The following is a 15,589-nucleotide window of genomic DNA, read 5'->3' as shown; positions in this document are numbered from 1 at the left end:
CCAGACGACCACCCACCCGAACCAACCCACACCGCCGTCGTCCGCACCCAGGGAACCTCCCGCTACCGCAGCAGATTCACCGCGGAGAACGTCGTGAAGCCGATGATCAGACGTTGGAAGAGCCGCTGCCGGTCGCCGCGTTGCAGCCAGCGGATCAGCAGGCGTCCCAGCAGCGCGCCGAGCAGGACGCCAGGCACGAGCAGGGCGTTGAGCGAGAGCGAGTCGACCGTGATCAGGCCGAGCCCGGCGCTGAACGGGACCTTGAAGAGGTTGACGATCAGGAAGAACCAGGCCGCCGTCCCCAGGAAGGTCAGCATCGGGAAGCCGGCGGCCAGCAGATAGACGGCCATGACCGCGCCGCCCGCGTTCGCGACCATCGTGGCGAAGCCGGCGAGCAGGCCGAAGAGCAGCGCGGGCGGCTTCGCCGCGCCCTCGCCCCTGCGGCGCTGCCAGAGGTGGACGACGACGACGGCCAGCAGCACCCCGCCGATGGTGCGGCGCATCACCGCGTCGTCGACCTGGGAGACGAACCACGTCCCGATCAGGATGCCGACGGCCACCGAGGGGAAGAGCCGCAGCAGCGCGTTCCAGTCCGCGTGGCGCCGGTAGGCGGCGACGGCCAGCAGGTCGCCGACGATCAGCAGCGGCAGCAGCGCGCCGCTGGACTCCCTGGCCGGCAGCGCCATGGCGAAGAGCGCCACGGTGAGCGAGGCGACACCGCCGATCGCCGTCTTCGCCACCCCGACCAGCACGGCGGCCACCGCCAACGCCGCCAGCTCCGCACCGCCGAGTTCCATGACCATCGGACCATCCTCGCAAAGCCCCCGCCGGGCGGCCTCTCCCGTCCGTCCCCCGGGCACGCGCCCCACGGCGCCGTAAACGCCGCACGAACGGACGGTTGTCGCGCCTTGGCCCGGAGTTCACTTCGCGTATCCCCTGTCGCGACGGGGAGTTGGCGCGCCGGAGCTACGTTCGCCTCCGCCCTGGGGCGTGTCCCTCAAGCCCCAGCCCCGCCGACCACGGGCGGTTTCCGGCCTTTCGCGCTCTCTCGGCCCATCCGCCGGGACCCCGGACCGGTGGCCCACCGCCGGCACCGGCAGGCGTCCCCCCAGGCAAGCCCCGAGAACCGACGAATGGGAACCACCCGAGCGACATGCCGACCAACACGTCCACCGAGACCGCATCCACCACCGCGCGGGACGAAGGGAGAGACGGGCCACCGCCCGCACCCGACCCGGCGCCCGCGCCCGCCGGCGAGCAGGAGCCGCCCGCCGGCGCCGCCACGAGCGGCGACGCCGCGCCCAGGCCCAAGGAGCGGGAGCACCGTTTCGACGTGGACCTGCTGAGGTTGGTCGCCTCCTGCGCGGTGATCATCACCCATGTCTCGGCCGCCCTGATCCACGCCGTCGACCAGCGGCGCGCGAACGGCGAGGCCGTCTACTGGGCGGGCTTCGTGGGCGACTCGTCCACGTCGTTCGCCGTGCCGGTGTTCTTCGCGATAGCCGGCTGGGCGGTCGTCGTCGGCGCGCCGCCCAGGGACAGCGGCCGGCTCTGGCAGCGGATCGTCCGCAACACCGTGCCGATGTTCGTCTGGACCGCGATCTACCTGGTCTGGGCCTTCACCCGGGACCGCAACGAGGACCCGATCGCCGACCTCGCCGTCGACTCGCTCTTCGACTCGGTCCAGCCCGCGTACCACCTGTGGTTCATGTACGCCTACCTGCCCATCGTCGTGATGCTGGGCTTCGTGGTGCTGCTGCGCGCCGGGCAGCGCCCCTGGGGGCTCGGGCTGCTGCTGCTGGGCCTGGCCGGGCTCGCCCCCGCGCTGTCCACGCTCCACGAGGTCACCGGCTGGGAGACGCCCCGCGTCGGCTGGGGCTTCGGCACCTACTCGGTGGTCTACGCGATCGGCGGCGCCTTCCTGCTGGCCGCGACCCGCCCGGTGCCGGCGCGTTGGCGCTGGCCGCTGGTCGGTCTCGCGCTCGTCTCGGTGCTCGGCATCGTCTGGTACAACACCGACATCCACTACGTGATCCCCAACGCCCACCCATTCGTGGGGGTGTTGAGCGTCTGCGTGATCCTGCTGCTGGTCCGCGTCCGGGTCCCGGAGCGGCGCCGCGCCCTGGTAGGCCGGCTGGCCAACGCCGCGCTCGGCGCCTATCTGATACACGTGATCTTCGTCGAGGAGCTGGTCGACCGCTTCGTGGAGCCGGACTTCACCGCCGTCCAGGTCGCGTTCTTCCTGCCGGGCGTGCTGCTGATGACGCTTGCCCTCTCCTACGCGGCGAGCCTCCTCTGGGGCCGCCTCGGGCTGCGCCGCTACCTCGGCTGACCACCCAGCGCACGCGACAACGGAGCGCGCGCCCGCGTGCACCTCCCCGCTCGGGAGCGTGTACGCGGGCGCGCGCTCTCTCCTCGAAGCGGCCCGCACGCGCCCGGCGCGTTCTCTTATGCTCCCAAGCGCGCGACGCCGACGCCTCAACGCTTCGCGCGCCGCGCCTCACCGCTTCGCGCGGGTGGCCTTGCGCACGCGCCTGGCCACCCGGATCGCGGCGGCGCTGCCGGGCAGTTGGCGGGCGAGGTGCGAGCCGAAGCCGCCGGGCAGCGCGAGCGCCGTCAGCCGCGCGCGCTTGAAGTACCGCTGGGTGTCGGGCCCCAGCTCGGCCGCGAGCCAACGCTCCGCGTGCTCCCGCAAGTCCGGGTTGGCCTTGGCCTGCATACAGAAGCCGACGGTCCGCATCAGCGGCTCCACGCTCTCGGCCAACCCCGTCCGGTCGGTGACCACTTCGCCCTTCCGCGCCACCTCAAGGTCGGGCAGCAGCGCGTCGACCAGGGTCAACGGGATGCGGTTGCTGTTCTGGTAAGGCGTGATCCGCTCCAGCAGCGGCTCGGTGCCGACGCGGGCGACCGGCAGCTCGTAGTAGACGGACGCGGTGAGCAGCGCCGTCGAGAAGCAGCCGACGACCAGGCCCGGCTTCTGGCCGGCGAAGACCGACTCGGCCAGCACCGGCGCGTCCAGCACGGTCAGCCGGACACCGGCCTCGGCCGCCGCCTTCTCCAGGGCCTTCGAGTACTGCGCGGGCGCCGTCGGGTGTGGCTTGAAGACGACGGCGCGGAAGCCGGCGACGGCCGCCCCCCGCAGCATCCGCACGTGCAGCGCCTCCTCCTCGGCCTGCGTGAGGATGTCGAGCGCCGCCAGGTACTGCCCGAGGAGCACGGCCGGACGCTCCACGCCCAGCTCGTGCGGGGGCTTCGGCGCGGCGGCCGTGACCTCGTCGAGCACCGCGCGGAAGGCGTCGTTGGGCACGCTCTCGGACGGCACGCCGTACTCGGAGAGCAGCAGCGGGCGCAGCCCGGGCACCAGGTCGAGGTGGAGCAACCGCCGCACGCGGCAGGCGGTGTTGACCGGCAGCCGGTCGCGGGTGGGCCCGTAGCTCATCAGCCCGTCGGCGTAGACGTGGATGTCGGCGTCGGCGAAGATCGTCGCGAGGGCGGCGGCCGGCGTCGCGTGCACCGACTCCACGACCAGCTCGACCGGGCCCTCGCCCAGGTTCCAGTAGCGGCGCAGCAGCCGGTCCCAGAGCGGGGCGTCGCGGTCCAGCGGGCGCCAGTCGCCGGGGTGGAACGGGCGGATCGCCTCGTTCCAGTCCAGCACCCGGTCGAAGCGGGCGGAGACCGCGTCCCAACCGGCCATCTCCGGCAGGCCGGTCGCGGTCTCGGGGATGGCCGCGTTGTTGGAGACCAGCAGGACGCGGGTGGTCTCGCCGCGCGCGCCGAAGAGACCGGCGTCGAGGGCGGCGGCCAGGGTGGCGGCGCCGTAGAGGGTGGAGACCTCGAAGATCTGGGTGCGTCGTCCCGTGGTGGCGCTCATGCCACGACCGCCTTCCGGTTCCGGCCGGCCAGACGCCGCAGCACCCGTCCGCGTTCGTCGCCCATGGCCGTCAGGGTGCGTTCCAGCAGCTCGGGCGGGAAGCTCTGGAGGGCGGCGGACGCCTCCCGCTTGAGCCGCCTGGCCGCCGCCGGCTCGTAGCCGTCGGCGTTGGCGGCGTGGAAGGCGATCATCGCGCAGTAGGTGCGGACGATCTTCGGCAGGAAGCGGTCGGCGTCCGGGTCGTCCACCACCTCGGCGAGTATCCGGTCGTGGGCCGGCAGGAAGTCCAGCTGCCGCTCGTCCTTGATCTGCGTGAGCGAGGTGGTGACACCGCGCCGGTAGAAGACGCCGAGCAGGCCGACGGTGGCCATGGTGCGGGCACGCAGGTGCAACTGCCAGGTGAAGAGCCGGTCCTCGGCGGTGCGCAGCCCCGTCTCGAAGCGCAGCCCGCGCTCCTCCAGCAGTGAACGGCGGTAGATCCCGGCCCAGACGAACGGGTAGTCGACCATGGTCTTGCGGTCGGCCGGGCCGATCGCGTCCCTCGGGTCGAACGCCCGGTCGCGGGTGGGCGAGGGCGCGCGCACGACGGTGCGCCGGCGGGCGGTGGACTGCACATGGTCGGTGCGCACCACGTCGCAGTCCAACTCCTCGATGGCGTCGACCAGTTCGTCGAGATAGCCGGGCGCGTACCAGTCGTCGCCGTCCAGGAAGGTGAGGTACTCACCGTTGGCGGCGTCGATGCCGGTGTTGCGGGCCTGGGAGATGCCCCTGTTGGTCTCGTGCCTGATCACTCGGGAACGTGCCAACTCCCCCTCCGCCCGGCCGAGGATCTCCCCCGTCGCATCGACGGAACGGTCATCCACCAGGATGAACTCCGTCTCCGGGCCGGCGTTCCTGGCCAGTCCGCGCAGGGTGGTGGGCAAGAAGTCCTGCACGTTGTGGCAGGCGACGATGACAGAGAGTTTTGGCACCAGGTTTCCAGAAGCCGTAGGCAGAGTCCATGCGACGGTAAACACCTGATCAGCGGTCCAGGGTAAGGGGAGATGACCCGGTGGTGAACCATGTGTGTACGCTCGATGAGCCCCGGCGTTTCCGCTGGTCAACGGTGTGCTGACGCGGGGGTTTCGCGGGCGACCGCCCACCGTCGTGGTGCCTCACCGTGGTCGTCTGCGGCCCGCCACGAATGCACCGCGCAGTTCCCCGCGCCCCCAGCCGCCCGCCGGCCGAAAAGGGGCGCGGGGAACTGCGCGAGCAACCCACCACCGGGGGAACGGCGACCACCCACCGCCTTCACCCCGGCGGCCGGTCGCCCGCGCGGTTGCCGCGTCCCTGTACGCCCTCTCAGCGGGGCCGGGGCTGGCAGTGTGGGCACCAGTAGGTGGGGCGTTCGCGGCCCGGCTCGCCGTGGTCGTCCGCGGTGACGCGGACCGCCGTGCCGCAGGTCAGGCACGGCCGCCGGGCCCGGCCGTAGACGTGGAGCCGCGCGCGCCGGTCCCCGGGCGCGGTGGTGGTCCGGTCGTGGCGCTCGCGGTTCCGCTCCAGCAGGCGGGCGGCCAGGTCCAGGAGCCGGGGCAGCGTCTCGCCCTCGGCCAGCTCGCCGACCGGCGTCCAGGGGGAGACTCCCGCCAGGAAGCACAGCTCGGCCATGTAGACGTTGCCGATTCCGGCCAGGTTGCGCTGGTCGAGGAGCGCGTCGCCGAGGGGCCGTTCGGGGGCGGCGGACAGCCGGGCCAGGGCCTCGGCCGGGTCCCAGTCGGGCCCGAGCAGGTCGGGGCCGAGATGGCCGACGACCGTGGACTCCCGGTCGGTGCGCAGCAGTTCCAGCCTGGGGAGCCGGTATCCGACGGCGGAGACGCCGTCCGTCGCGAGGACGGCCCTGATCTGGTGTCCCGGGCCGCCGCGCCAGCGCTCGCCGGGCGCGAAGAGCCGCCAGGCGCCCTCCATCCCGAGGTGTGAGTGCAGCGTGAGGCCGCCCTCGACGCGGGTGAGCAGGTGCTTGCCCCTGGGCACCACCCCGAGCACGGTCCGCTCCCGCAGGTCGACCGTGGCCAGCCGGGGCACGCGCAGGTCGGAACGGGTCAGGCGGTGGCCGGCCAGCGCGGCGTCCAGCCGGCTGGCGGTCAGCCAGACCGTGTCTCCCTCGGGCACCCCTCCATCATGCGCGACGGGCCGGCGCCCGGCCCGGGAAGGCGGGGCGTCGGCTCAGACGAGCATGACCAGCAGCATGGCGCCGACGGCCAGCAGCGCGAGCGAGAGATAGCCCATGACCAGGCCGCCGGTGGCCATGCCGTCGCCCGACTCCCCGGTGCGGCGGATCGCGGCCTTGGCGCGGTGGCCGAGGATGACGGCGGGGATGGCCGTCAGCCCGTAGGTGAAGAAGCAGGCGATGCCGCAGACCATGGCGGCGACGGCGGCGCCGTTGGTCTGGGGCGGCGGCGGGAACGGCATGGGCCGGGGGTGGAGCGTGCGCGGCGGCGGGCCGTAGAGCGGGCCGAACGTCGGCGGGCGCTGGATCACCACGGGCGGCGGGCCGAAGGTGCCGGGCGTGCCGGGCGCGTAGGGGGAGGTGGCGGGGGCGGGCACCGGGCCCTGGGGGAGATCGGCGATCAGTGGCTGGATCTGCGCGTAGGTCGTCGTCTCGTGGAGACGCCTGACCCGGTCGTCCAGCTCGTCCTTGGACAGCCGGCCCTCGGCGAAGCCGGCCTTGAGCACGTCGGCCGCGCGCTCCCGGTCGCTGTCCGAGGCGCGCATCTGGGCCGGAGGGATGTGGCCCCCGGCCTCCCAGTGCTGCGTCGTCATCGTGCACCCTCCCCACGTCACGCCCGACCTCGCTGGCACCGCGTCGCCCCGGCGACGGCGCGCATCGGCGGTGCTCCACGGGCCGGGAGCCAGCCGTTCCCCTCAGGGGAGACGCCTGAGTCGTCGCGAAAGTTCCCCGCGGCGGGGTGTCTCGGTCGGTTTCGGTCGATCTCGTCGTCGATCTCGTTCGCCCGCCGCCGGCCGGGTCCCCTCCATGGTGGCGCACCGAAGGCCCGGAGTCCACGGTGTTCACCGGCGCGCGTGGGCGCGCGCGGCGCTACCAGACGGGGCGCAGCGGGGGCGGCGAGCCGTCGCTCATCGCGTGGACCAGGGCGGTCAACTCGCCGCGCAGCACGCCGAGGTCGTCCTGCCCGGTGCGGCGGGCCAGCTCCGCCTCCAGCTCGGCGACGATCCGGCCGGCGACGCGCAGATGTTGTTCGGCGCTGTCGGTGAGGACCACCAGCCGACGTCGCCACGCCGCCAGCCCCCGAACCCCGCCCGTTGCCCTGGGCACGCTGACCCTCACGCCTCCCCCCTGGCCGCGCGCCAGTGCGCGGCGAACGCCGCCGCGTCGTCCGCGTGGCAGTGGATGACGCGGGCCGTCGCCTCGCGGCCCAGCGGGCGGCGGAAGGTGACGGGGGCGGAGAGCTCCACGGTGAGGCTGGTCTGGCCGGCCACGGCCAGGTCGGCCGTGCCGCTCCCGGCGTCCAGCCTCAGCAGCCCGCCCTCGCGGAAGCGCCGGTTGACCCGCACCTCGCGGACCAGCGGCGCCGGCAGCGGGATGTCGACCAGCGCGCCGTAGCGCAGCCGCAACGAGCCGTCGGCGCCGACCAGATGGGGCCGCGTCACGCAGGAGAGCTGGAACTCGACCGCGAAGAGCGTGCCCCAGATCCCCAGCACCAGCAGCACCAGATGGACCAGCGGCCAGGGGATGATCAGCGCCAGCGCCACCGTCTCCACGATCGAGACGGTCAGCATGATCCAGAACATCGCCGACTGCGCGCCGGTGTAGCCGAACGCCCGGTCGCCCGGCTCAAGACCGTGCGGGCCGCGCCGCGCCAGCCACCGCGGCAGGCAGCCGACCAGGACGAACTCGTGGACCACCAGCCGCCGGACGACCCTCGCCACGGTGCTCATCGGGCCCCCTCCCCGAGCAGCTCCACGACCCGGCGCACCACCGCCAGCTGCGCCGGCCCGTGGTCGTCGAAGAACGCGTCGGCGAACCCGCCGGTCAGGTCCCCCGGCCCGACCCCGGCGGCCATCCGCGCCACCTCCTCCGGCAGGCTGGCCACGATGCGCGCCGCCAGCGGCTCCACCCGGGGGTCGTCGGCGTCGGCGTCCGCCAGCGCGTCCATCTCCGCGTAGATCCCATAGGCCGCCGCCATCGCCTCCGGGTCGTCCCCGAACGCCGAGACCAGCGACGACAGCCACGCCCCCTGGTCGCCCCCCTGCGGCGCCGCGCCCTCCAGCAGCGACATCAGCTCGCGTTCCTTGACCGCCGCGTCCGGCTCCGGCCCGCCCAGCGTGTCCGCCGTCTCCCGCATCCGGCGGAAGAGCGCGGTCAGCTCCGGCGAGACCGGTCCCTCCGTCGGCAGCCCCGGATGCCCCTCGGCCTCGGCCAGCAGCTCGGCGACCCGCGCGCGGCGCAGCCTGACGGCCTCCTCCTGCCGGGCCAGCTCGGCGTCGAGCTCGCCCAGCACCTCGCGCAGCTCGACGCCGCTGTCGTCGTCCAGCACGTCGCGCGCCTCGTCGAGGCTCAGCCCCAGCGCGGTCAGCCGCCGCACCCGCACCACCCGGTAGGCGTCGCGCAGGCCGTAGACCCGGTACCCGGCGGGGGTGCGGTGGGGCTCGGGCAGCAGCCCGATGTGGTGGTAGTGCCGCACCGTCCTGGGGGTGACCCCGGTCAACGCGGCCAGCTCTCCGATTCGCATGACCCCAGTGAAGGGCTTGCCGCGACGTCAGGGTCAAGCGCCACGTCGCGCCGGTCCCGCGGCCCCGTTCAGCGGCGGCCCCCCGCCCCGCCCGTTCCGCGTCCCAGCAGCTCGGCCAGCCCCCGCCGGGTCGCCGCCACCACCACCCGGTCCCGGCCCCGCAGCACATACCCCGGGTGCACGTCCCACAGCAGCCCGCCGGAGGCGCCCTCGCCCGAGGCGCGGACGGCCGCCAGGTCGGGCTCCCGCTCGCCGGGCGCCGTCAGGTCGAGCGCCAGCACCCGCCAGGCGCCGGGCCGGGAGGCCTCGGCGACCGTCCGGCCCCGCAGATGGGGGAAGTCCCCCACCTCAAGCGCCGCGAAGAGCAGCACCTTCCGCTCCACCGGTATCGCGCCCAGGATCTGCCGCCCCATCATCGCGCTGGCGAACGCGGGCGCGGCGAGCGTGGAGACGCTGCGGCTACGGGTCAACGCCTCCGGATGCGCCGCCTTCAGCGTGCGGTAGACGACGGTGGCGAAGTCGTCGTCGTACAGCCGCAGCGCCACCCGCAGCTCCGGCTTGACGGTCCTGGCGTGCAGCGCCGCCTCCAGGTTGGTGGCGTCGACGCTGGTCAACGCGAGCAGGGCGCGCGCCCGGTGGATCTTGGCCGACTCCAGCACGTCCTCCTGGGTGACGTCGCCGAGCACCACCGGCACGCCCAGCCTGCGGGCCAGCGGGATGCCCCTGGCCTCCGGGTCCTCCTCCACGCAGACCACCGGGATGTCCATCTCCCGCAGCTGCGCCAGCACCCGGGTGCCGACCTTGCCGAGCCCGAGCAGCACCACGTGGCCGGAGAGTCCGCGCGGGGGACGCGGCAGGTTCGCCGTGCCGCGGAACGCGCCCAGCGCCTGGAGCGCCGCCGCGATCAGGATCGGCAGCAGCGCCAGCCCGACCAGCCCGGAGACCAGTTGGATGGACTGCCGGGCCACCGGCTCGTCGACGGCCGGGTCGCCGATGGAGAAGATGTCGAGCAGGGTCAGATAGGCCGCGTTGAGCGCGTCGCCGCCGGTGGTGCGCCACAGCGTCAGCGCCAGCGCGAGGACGGCCAGCGCGATGCCCAGCAGCGACAGCCGCAGCCGCCGGGAGAAGATCTCCGCCAGCGGCGCCACCCGGCGTGCCAACCGGCGCGGCGGCAGCGGGGGGCCGGCGTGGGTGACCGTCTCCAGCACCACCGTGCCGCGCCCGGTGGCCTGGCCCACCTCGCGGTCGTCGGGGAGCAGTTGGGGGCCCTCGCCGCCGCTGTTGTCCGAACCCTCCTCGCCCGCCGGGTCGTTGACCGTCGCCGACAGCAGCGCCAGGGTGCACAGTCCGGGGTCGGCGATCTCGCCGCTGGCCGGCGGGTTGCGTTCGACGGCGCGCAGCAGCAGCCCGTCGGCGCTCACCACCTTGCGGGTGCCGGCGACCGCCGTGGCGGCCAGCGCGGGGGCGGCGGTGTCGGCGTCGGAGAGCACGGTGGTGGAGGCGTCCAGCTCCCTCGGGTCGACCTCCGGCAACGCCACCGAGGCGGCCTGGTCGAGGAGTTGGGCGAGATGCTGGCCGAGGCGGCGGTTGTAGTGCCGCACGACCAGCCGCAGGTGCGGGTTGAGCCGCCGTGCGGCGAGGGCGCCGCGCAGGTTGGTCTCGTCGTCGTCGTAGACGAGGGCGAGCGCGGTGGCGTGCGAGACGCCCGCGCGCCGCAGCACCTCGTCGGTCGGCTCGGCGGCCGTCATCTCCCCTATCGGCACGCGGATCCCACCGCCGGTGGTGTCGTCGGCGGCGGGGGCGGGGGACGGCCGGTTGATGGCCGCCGACATGCGGCCGATCAACGCGGAGACCCGCGGCCTGGCCCCGCCGACGGGCTCGCCCACGGTGGTCGCCGGCGGCATGACCAGGGTCACGCGCTCCCGGTAGACGTCGTGCAACTCCTCGGCGAGCCGCACGGCTAACGCGTCGTCGCCGCAGACGATCATGTGCTCGGTGCCCACGGCGCGGGGCCCGGGGACGGGGGGTTGAGGGGGAAGCGCGGTCACGGCGGGTTGACATTCCCTTCGGCTCGACGGGAGGAACGGGGAGCGGCGCCCCCGCACTTACTGCCCCTCCCGGGGCAGGGCAATGTCCATGATCGCGTCAAGCCGCGGGCGAGATCCCACGTGCGAGATCGCCTCCGCGGTCCGGCGTCGCGGACGCTTCTCCGGTCTGCCGGCCTTCCGGGCCCGTTCGCGGTGGCGGCGGCAGCCGAGCACCCCACCGGCACGGCACCTCTCCGACATGAACCCGCCCGCTCCGGCCCAGGTGGCCCGCCCGACTCCCGGGCAGCCACTTGCATACCGAGTCGGGGGAGCCGTCCGTGCGGACCGCTCCCCCGACCCCGGCTACTCCCCCTCGGTCAACGGCAGGATCCCGCGGCCCTGCGCCTCCGCGAACTCCCGGGACTTGACGAGCATGGCCTGCTGGGCCTCCTCCTCGGTCAACTCGTCCTCCCCTCCCGGGCCGTACTTGTCCATGACGGTTTGGCTGATCCGCATCGAGCAGAACTTCGGTCCGCACATCGAGCAGAACTGCGCGGTCTTGGCCGGCTCCGCCGGCAGCGTCTCGTCGTGGTAGGCGCGGGCCGTCTCCGGGTCGAGGGAGAGGTTGAACTGGTCCTCCCAGCGGAACTCGAAGCGCGCCTCCGACAGCGCGTCGTCCCAGTCCCGCGCCCCCGGATGCCCCTTGGCCACGTCCGCCGCGTGCGCCGCGATCTTGTACGCGATCACCCCGGCCTTCACGTCGTCCCTGTCGGGCAGCCCGAGATGCTCCTTGGGCGTCACGTAGCAGAGCATCGCCGTGCCCCACCAGGCGATCATCGCCGCGCCGATGGCCGAGGTGATGTGGTCGTAGGCGGGCGCGATGTCCGTGGTCAGCGGGCCGAGGGTGTAGAACGGCGCCTCGTCGCAGAGTTCCTGCTGCAGCTCGACGTTCTCCTTGATCAGGTCCATCGGGACGTGCCCCGGGCCCTCGACCATGGTCTGCACGTCGTGCTCGCGCGCGACCCGGGTCAGTTCGCCGAGCGTGCGCAACTCGGCGAACTGCGCCGCGTCGTTGGCGTCCGCGACGCAGCCGGGGCGCAGCCCGTCGCCGAGCGAGAAGGTGATGTCGTAGGCGGCGAGGATCTCGCACAGCTCGGCGAAGTGCGTGTACAGAAAGCTCTCCCGGTGGTGCGCCAGGCACCAGGCGGCCATGATCGAGCCGCCGCGGGAGACGATCCCGGTCTTCCGCCGCGCGGCCAGCGGCACATGGCGCAGCAGCACCCCGGCGTGCACGGTCATGTAGTCCACGCCCTGCTCGGCCTGTTCCACGACGGTGTCGCGGTAGACCTCCCAGCTGAGTTCCTCGGCCTTGCCGTCGACCTTCTCCAGCGCCTGGTAGAGCGGAACGGTGCCGATCGGCACCGGCGAGTTGCGCAGCACCCACTCGCGGGTGGTGTGGATCTCCCGGCCGGTGGAGAGGTCCATCACGGTGTCGGCGCCCCAGCGCGTGGCCCACGTCATCTTCTCCACCTCCTCGTCGACGGAGGAGGTGACGGCGGAGTTGCCGATGTTGGCGTTGACCTTGACCAGGAAGTTCCGGCCGATGATCATCGGCTCGGTCTCCGGGTGCCGCACGCTGGCCGGCAGCACCGCCCGGCCCGCGGCGATCTCGTCGCGGACGAACTCGGGGGAACGGTTCTCCCGCAGCGCCACGAACTCCATCTCGGGGGTGACCACGCCCCTTCTGGCATAGGCCAGTTGGGTGACGGCCCCGGTGCCGTTCCCGGCCCGTTCCTCGATCCACCGCCGCCGCAGCGGGGGCAGCCCCTCGCGGACGTCGCAGGTCATCCCGGGGTCGGTGGCGGGCCCCGAGGTGTCGTAGAGGGTCACCGCACCGCCGTCGGTGAGGTGGACCCGGCGCACCGGCACCCGGATGTCCGGGCGGCTTCCGGTGAGATATCCCTTGTGCGCGCCGATGACGGGCACGACGGACGTGCCCGTTGACAGTTCGGTCATCAGACCTTGCTCCCTACGCCGGCATTACCCGGTAACAGGTTCGGCGGTCGGCGCGGCCCCAGCGCCCTCTCAGCCTCGTGCCCGAAGCTCCCGCGATGCGATTCGTTCCCCTCCACGCTAAGCCCCGGGGGCCGCCCCCGGCCAGGGGGCCTCCCCACGGAGAGGCCCCGGTCCACAACATGACGGAAGATGCACCTTGTGGCATCTCTACGGTCGGATTCCTGCTAATTTGCGGGGATGACGGAGATCGCGATCAGTGCCGCCCGTTCCCAACTCGGCGACCTCGTACGGCGGGCCGCCCACGCGCGTGAGCCCATCGCCCTGACCGACCACGGGCATGTCGCCGCCGTGCTCGTCTCGCCCCAGGCTCTGGAGGACTACGAGGACTCGATCGCCGTGCTGCGGTACGAGCTGCGTCAGGCGCGCGGCGACACCAGCGGACGCAAGTCCCTGACCGAGGTGCGGGCGACGCTCGACGCGGGCGACGCCGCGTGAGACACGAGGTCGAGTTCGAGCCCTCGGCACTGAACGCCGCCGCCCGCTTCCTCAAGGACGACCCGGCGGGACTGCGGGCCCTTCTCGACGCGATCGACGGCCTGGCCGACGAGCCGCGCCCCAGGAGCAGCGCCCCGTTCGGCGACTACCGCAGGCTGCGGGTGGGGCCTTACCGCGCGCTCTACGCGATCGAGGACGCGGCGGTGCGGGTGCTGGTCCTCCACCCCGGCCGCGCCGGGTGACACGGCGGCGGCACGGCCCGCGCCCGGACGGGACCGTTCGGCGGCGTGTTTGAGCGATGATCGGAACGTGACCTCCCCTCAGGAACCCGGCGCGGACCCCCTGGACCCGCGCGCCCATCCCCACGGCCACACCCATCAGCACGGCCCGGTGGAGCCGGTATCGGACCGGCTGCGGCGGGTGATAGCCGCCGTGCTGGTGCCGTTCGGGGTGGTGATGCTCGCCGGTCTGGTGCTGCTGTGGCCGGGCGGCGCGCCCGAGCAGGAGGAACGGTCGGGCGTCGGCTTCGACCAGCAGCACGAGGACGCCCGCGTCACCGAGTTGACCCAGCACCCCTGCGAGGATCTGGGCGTCCAGGTGCAGCAGGGCGTCACCGGGGCCTGTGAGCAGGCGACCGTCGAGGTGACCAGCGGTCCGCACGCGGGGCACACGTTCACCGAGGTGGTTCCGCCCGACGCGACCAAGCGCTTCCACGACGGCCAGGAGGTGGTCGTCGCCTACGCGCCCGAGGCCCCCGAGGAGCTGCGCTACAGCGTCGTCGACGTGGACCGCGAGGTGCCGATGCTGCTGCTGGGCGCGATCTTCGCGATCGTGGTGGTGGCGGTGGGGCGGATGCGCGGGCTGCTGGCGCTGGTCGGCCTGGTGGTCAGCTTCCTGGTGCTGACGCTCTTCATCCTGCCCGCGGTGCTGCACGGCTCGAACCCGCTGCTGGTCGCGGTGATCGGCGGCAGCGTCATCATGCTGGCGACGTTGTACCTGTGCCACGGGGTCAACGCGCGGACGTCGGTCGCCGTGCTGGGGACGCTGGTCTCGCTGCTGCTGATCGGGCTGCTCGGCTCGCTCTTCATCGAGCTGGCGCATCTGACCGGGAACACCGACGACCAGACCGGCCTGGTGCACAGCCTCTACCCGGGCATCCAGATCGAGGGGCTGCTGCTGGCGAGCATCCTGATCGGCTCGCTCGGCGTGCTGGACGACGTGACGGTGACCCAGACCTCGGCGGTGTGGGAGCTGAAGCAGGCGGCGCCGACGGCGGGTTGGCGGCGGCTCTACTCGGCGGCGATGCGGATCGGCAGGGACCACATCGCCTCGGTGGTCAACACCCTGGTGCTGGCGTACGCGGGCGCGGCGCTCCCGCTGCTGCTGCTCTTCAGCATCGCCCGCAGCGGGGTGTCCACGGTGGCGTTCAGCGAGCTGGTCGCCGAGGAGATCGTGCGGACCCTGGTGGGGTCGATCGGCCTGGTGGCCTCGGTGCCGGTGACGACGCTGCTCGCGGCGCTCGTGGCGAGCGCCGACCGGCCGCCGGCCGGGCCGGCCGGGGACGAGGTCGTCGGGTCGACCGGCGGCAACGGCCCCTGGGGCGACGGCGCTTCGGCCGGGGCAACGGTGCCCACGCCGTCAGGCCGCCGCTGGGGCGCTCCGCCGGGACGGCGACGGGCTACCAACCCCCGCCGGAGGAGGAAGAGGTGAACTTCCGCACCACGAAGATCAGTACGGCCACCACGGCGACGAAGAGCAGTATCCGGAAGATCAGGCCGATCACCCAGGTGAGGACGGTGAGCAGCAGGCCGCCGAAGACCACCAGCGCGATGGCGGGGATCGCGATCCACCGCACCCACCACGGCAGTGTCATAAAGACTTCCTTCATGGCCCGGGCTCCTGTTCGCGCGTGTCGTTGGCCGAGCCTGAGCCCGGCAGCGTGATAACTCGATGACTCGATGCTAAGCGCGCACCCCGTCCTCCCGGGAGTCGCGTCGGCCCTCGTCCTCCCCTGACCGTCCCCTGAGGTGAACCCTGAGAGAAGGCGTCCGCGGGCGGCGAGGGCCGGGCCCGGGTTCAGCCCTCCGGCGGCGAGAAGACCACCAGTACCCGCAGGTCCTCGGTGATGTGGTGGAAGCGTGCCGGCTGCCCCGCCGGCACGTAGACGACGCTGCCGCGCGCCACCATGACCGTCTCCTCACCCACCGTGATCGAGGCGCGACCGCTGACCACGAAGTTGATCACGTCCTGGGCGTGCGGGCGCTGGCTGTCCACCTCCCCGGCCGCCAGCGCGTACAGGCCGGCCGACATCCGGGGCTCCCGCAGGAAGCGCAGGTAGGCACCGTTGTGCGCGGCGCGCTCGAGGTCAAGCCTGTCGAGCCGGAACTCCTTCATCTGCTCATTCCCCTTGCGTTCCCCTTGCGCACCGGGAGTCATCTGAAACGATCTCC

General features: G+C 73.2%; 16 protein-coding genes. 4 read left to right on the top strand and 12 right to left on the bottom strand.

The features are described from left to right. Positions 1–62: 62 nt before the first annotated feature. Entirely contained in the window at positions 63–803 is a 741-nt protein-coding gene (locus FH715_RS12900; protein WP_211367596.1) for a sulfite exporter TauE/SafE family protein, read from the bottom strand. A gap of 350 nt (positions 804–1,153) precedes the next feature. Between FH715_RS12900 and FH715_RS12895 the strand changes: the two genes are divergently transcribed. Next, positions 1,154–2,332 (top strand): acyltransferase, encoded by a 1,179-nt coding sequence (locus FH715_RS12895; RefSeq protein WP_139644628.1) that lies wholly within the window; start codon positions 1,154–1,156, stop codon positions 2,330–2,332. Between the two features lie 168 nt (positions 2,333–2,500). Here FH715_RS12895 and FH715_RS12890 read toward each other — a convergent pair whose 3' ends face one another. The 9 genes from FH715_RS12890 to thiC all read right to left on the bottom strand — a co-directional run bounded on the left by FH715_RS12890 (position 2,501) and on the right by thiC (position 12,644). After that, positions 2,501–3,871, bottom strand: a complete 1,371-nt coding sequence (locus FH715_RS12890) for a polysialyltransferase family glycosyltransferase (protein ID WP_139644626.1) — start codon at positions 3,869–3,871, stop codon at positions 2,501–2,503. Then, positions 3,868–4,842: a glycosyltransferase family 2 protein gene (locus FH715_RS12885; protein ID WP_139644624.1), complete on the bottom strand. Its 975-nt coding sequence runs from the start codon at positions 4,840–4,842 to the stop codon at positions 3,868–3,870. Before FH715_RS12885 ends, FH715_RS12890 begins: the two co-directional genes overlap by 4 nt. Positions 4,843–5,212: 370 nt before the next feature. After that, positions 5,213–6,019, bottom strand: coding sequence for a DNA-formamidopyrimidine glycosylase family protein (locus tag FH715_RS12880; protein ID WP_139644622.1), 807 nt, complete (start codon positions 6,017–6,019; stop codon positions 5,213–5,215). A gap of 54 nt (positions 6,020–6,073) precedes the next feature. Further along, on the bottom strand, positions 6,074–6,670 hold the full coding sequence (locus tag FH715_RS12875) for a DUF1707 and DUF4190 domain-containing protein (protein WP_246108715.1): 597 nt from the start codon (positions 6,668–6,670) through the stop codon (positions 6,074–6,076). A 277-nt stretch (positions 6,671–6,947) separates the two neighbouring features. Next, positions 6,948–7,184 carry a hypothetical protein gene (locus tag FH715_RS12870; protein ID WP_139644620.1) on the bottom strand — a complete coding sequence of 79 codons (237 nt, stop codon included), beginning with the start codon at positions 7,182–7,184 and terminating at the stop codon, positions 6,948–6,950. An 8-nt stretch (positions 7,185–7,192) separates the two neighbouring features. After that, positions 7,193–7,807 carry a hypothetical protein gene (locus FH715_RS12865; protein ID WP_139644619.1) on the bottom strand — a complete coding sequence of 205 codons (615 nt, stop codon included), beginning with the start codon at positions 7,805–7,807 and terminating at the stop codon, positions 7,193–7,195. Continuing rightward, positions 7,804–8,601 (bottom strand): helix-turn-helix domain-containing protein, encoded by a 798-nt coding sequence (locus FH715_RS12860; RefSeq protein WP_139644617.1) that lies wholly within the window; start codon positions 8,599–8,601, stop codon positions 7,804–7,806. The genes FH715_RS12865 and FH715_RS12860 overlap by 4 nt, the downstream gene beginning before the upstream one ends. 68 nt (positions 8,602–8,669) lie before the next feature. Further along, positions 8,670–10,589 (bottom strand): NAD(P)-binding protein, encoded by a 1,920-nt coding sequence (locus FH715_RS12855; protein WP_139644815.1) that lies wholly within the window; start codon positions 10,587–10,589, stop codon positions 8,670–8,672. Between the two features lie 402 nt (positions 10,590–10,991). Further along, positions 10,992–12,644 (bottom strand): phosphomethylpyrimidine synthase ThiC, encoded by a 1,653-nt coding sequence (gene thiC, locus FH715_RS12850; RefSeq protein ID WP_139644615.1) that lies wholly within the window; start codon positions 12,642–12,644, stop codon positions 10,992–10,994. A 237-nt stretch (positions 12,645–12,881) separates the two neighbouring features. Here thiC and FH715_RS12845 point away from each other — a divergent pair, with 237 nt between their 5' ends. The 3 genes from FH715_RS12845 (at position 12,882) to FH715_RS12835 (ending at position 14,849) form a co-directional block, all read left to right on the top strand. Continuing rightward, entirely contained in the window at positions 12,882–13,139 is a 258-nt protein-coding gene (locus FH715_RS12845; protein WP_139644614.1) for a type II toxin-antitoxin system Phd/YefM family antitoxin, read from the top strand. After that, a complete protein-coding gene (locus FH715_RS12840; protein ID WP_139644612.1) occupies positions 13,136–13,381 on the top strand; it encodes a type II toxin-antitoxin system RelE family toxin in 246 nt (81 codons plus the stop codon). Before FH715_RS12845 ends, FH715_RS12840 begins: the two co-directional genes overlap by 4 nt. Before the next feature lie 67 nt (positions 13,382–13,448). Further along, positions 13,449–14,849, top strand: a complete 1,401-nt coding sequence (locus tag FH715_RS12835; protein ID WP_139644610.1) for a YibE/F family protein — start codon at positions 13,449–13,451, stop codon at positions 14,847–14,849. On the opposite strand, the gene FH715_RS12830 is transcribed toward FH715_RS12835, so the two are convergent. Continuing rightward, positions 14,818–15,027, bottom strand: a complete 210-nt coding sequence (locus FH715_RS12830) for a DUF5326 family protein (protein WP_139644608.1) — start codon at positions 15,025–15,027, stop codon at positions 14,818–14,820. The genes FH715_RS12835 and FH715_RS12830 overlap by 32 nt on opposite strands. Positions 15,028–15,215: 188 nt before the next feature. After that, on the bottom strand, positions 15,216–15,533 hold the full coding sequence (locus FH715_RS12825; protein WP_139644607.1) for a cupin domain-containing protein: 318 nt from the start codon (positions 15,531–15,533) through the stop codon (positions 15,216–15,218). Positions 15,534–15,589 lie beyond the last annotated feature (56 nt).

Origin of the sequence: Streptomyces sedi (assembly GCF_006335015.1) — a bacterium.
Taxonomy (GTDB): Bacteria; Actinomycetota; Actinomycetes; order Streptomycetales; family Streptomycetaceae; genus Streptomyces; species Streptomyces sedi.
The sequence above is the reverse complement of the archived record's forward strand: the minus strand, read 5'-3'. Positions and strand labels throughout refer to the sequence as shown.

Coding starts and splice junctions, on each gene's coding strand:
- FH715_RS12900 (WP_211367596.1), bottom strand. CDS start 803: ATGGTCATGGAACTCGGCGGTGCGGAGCTGGCGGCGTTGGCGGTGGCC.
- FH715_RS12895 (WP_139644628.1), top strand. CDS start 1,154: ATGCCGACCAACACGTCCACCGAGACCGCATCCACCACCGCGCGGGAC.
- FH715_RS12890 (WP_139644626.1), bottom strand. CDS start 3,871: ATGAGCGCCACCACGGGACGACGCACCCAGATCTTCGAGGTCTCCACC.
- FH715_RS12875 (WP_246108715.1), bottom strand. CDS start 6,670: ATGACGACGCAGCACTGGGAGGCCGGGGGCCACATCCCTCCGGCCCAG.
- FH715_RS12865 (WP_139644619.1), bottom strand. CDS start 7,807: ATGAGCACCGTGGCGAGGGTCGTCCGGCGGCTGGTGGTCCACGAGTTC.
- FH715_RS12860 (WP_139644617.1), bottom strand. CDS start 8,601: ATGCGAATCGGAGAGCTGGCCGCGTTGACCGGGGTCACCCCCAGGACG.
- FH715_RS12855 (WP_139644815.1), bottom strand. CDS start 10,589: ATGATCGTCTGCGGCGACGACGCGTTAGCCGTGCGGCTCGCCGAGGAG.
- thiC (WP_139644615.1), bottom strand. CDS start 12,644: ATGACCGAACTGTCAACGGGCACGTCCGTCGTGCCCGTCATCGGCGCG.
- FH715_RS12845 (WP_139644614.1), top strand. CDS start 12,882: ATGACGGAGATCGCGATCAGTGCCGCCCGTTCCCAACTCGGCGACCTC.
- FH715_RS12830 (WP_139644608.1), bottom strand. CDS start 15,027: ATGAAGGAAGTCTTTATGACACTGCCGTGGTGGGTGCGGTGGATCGCG.
- FH715_RS12825 (WP_139644607.1), bottom strand. CDS start 15,533: ATGAAGGAGTTCCGGCTCGACAGGCTTGACCTCGAGCGCGCCGCGCAC.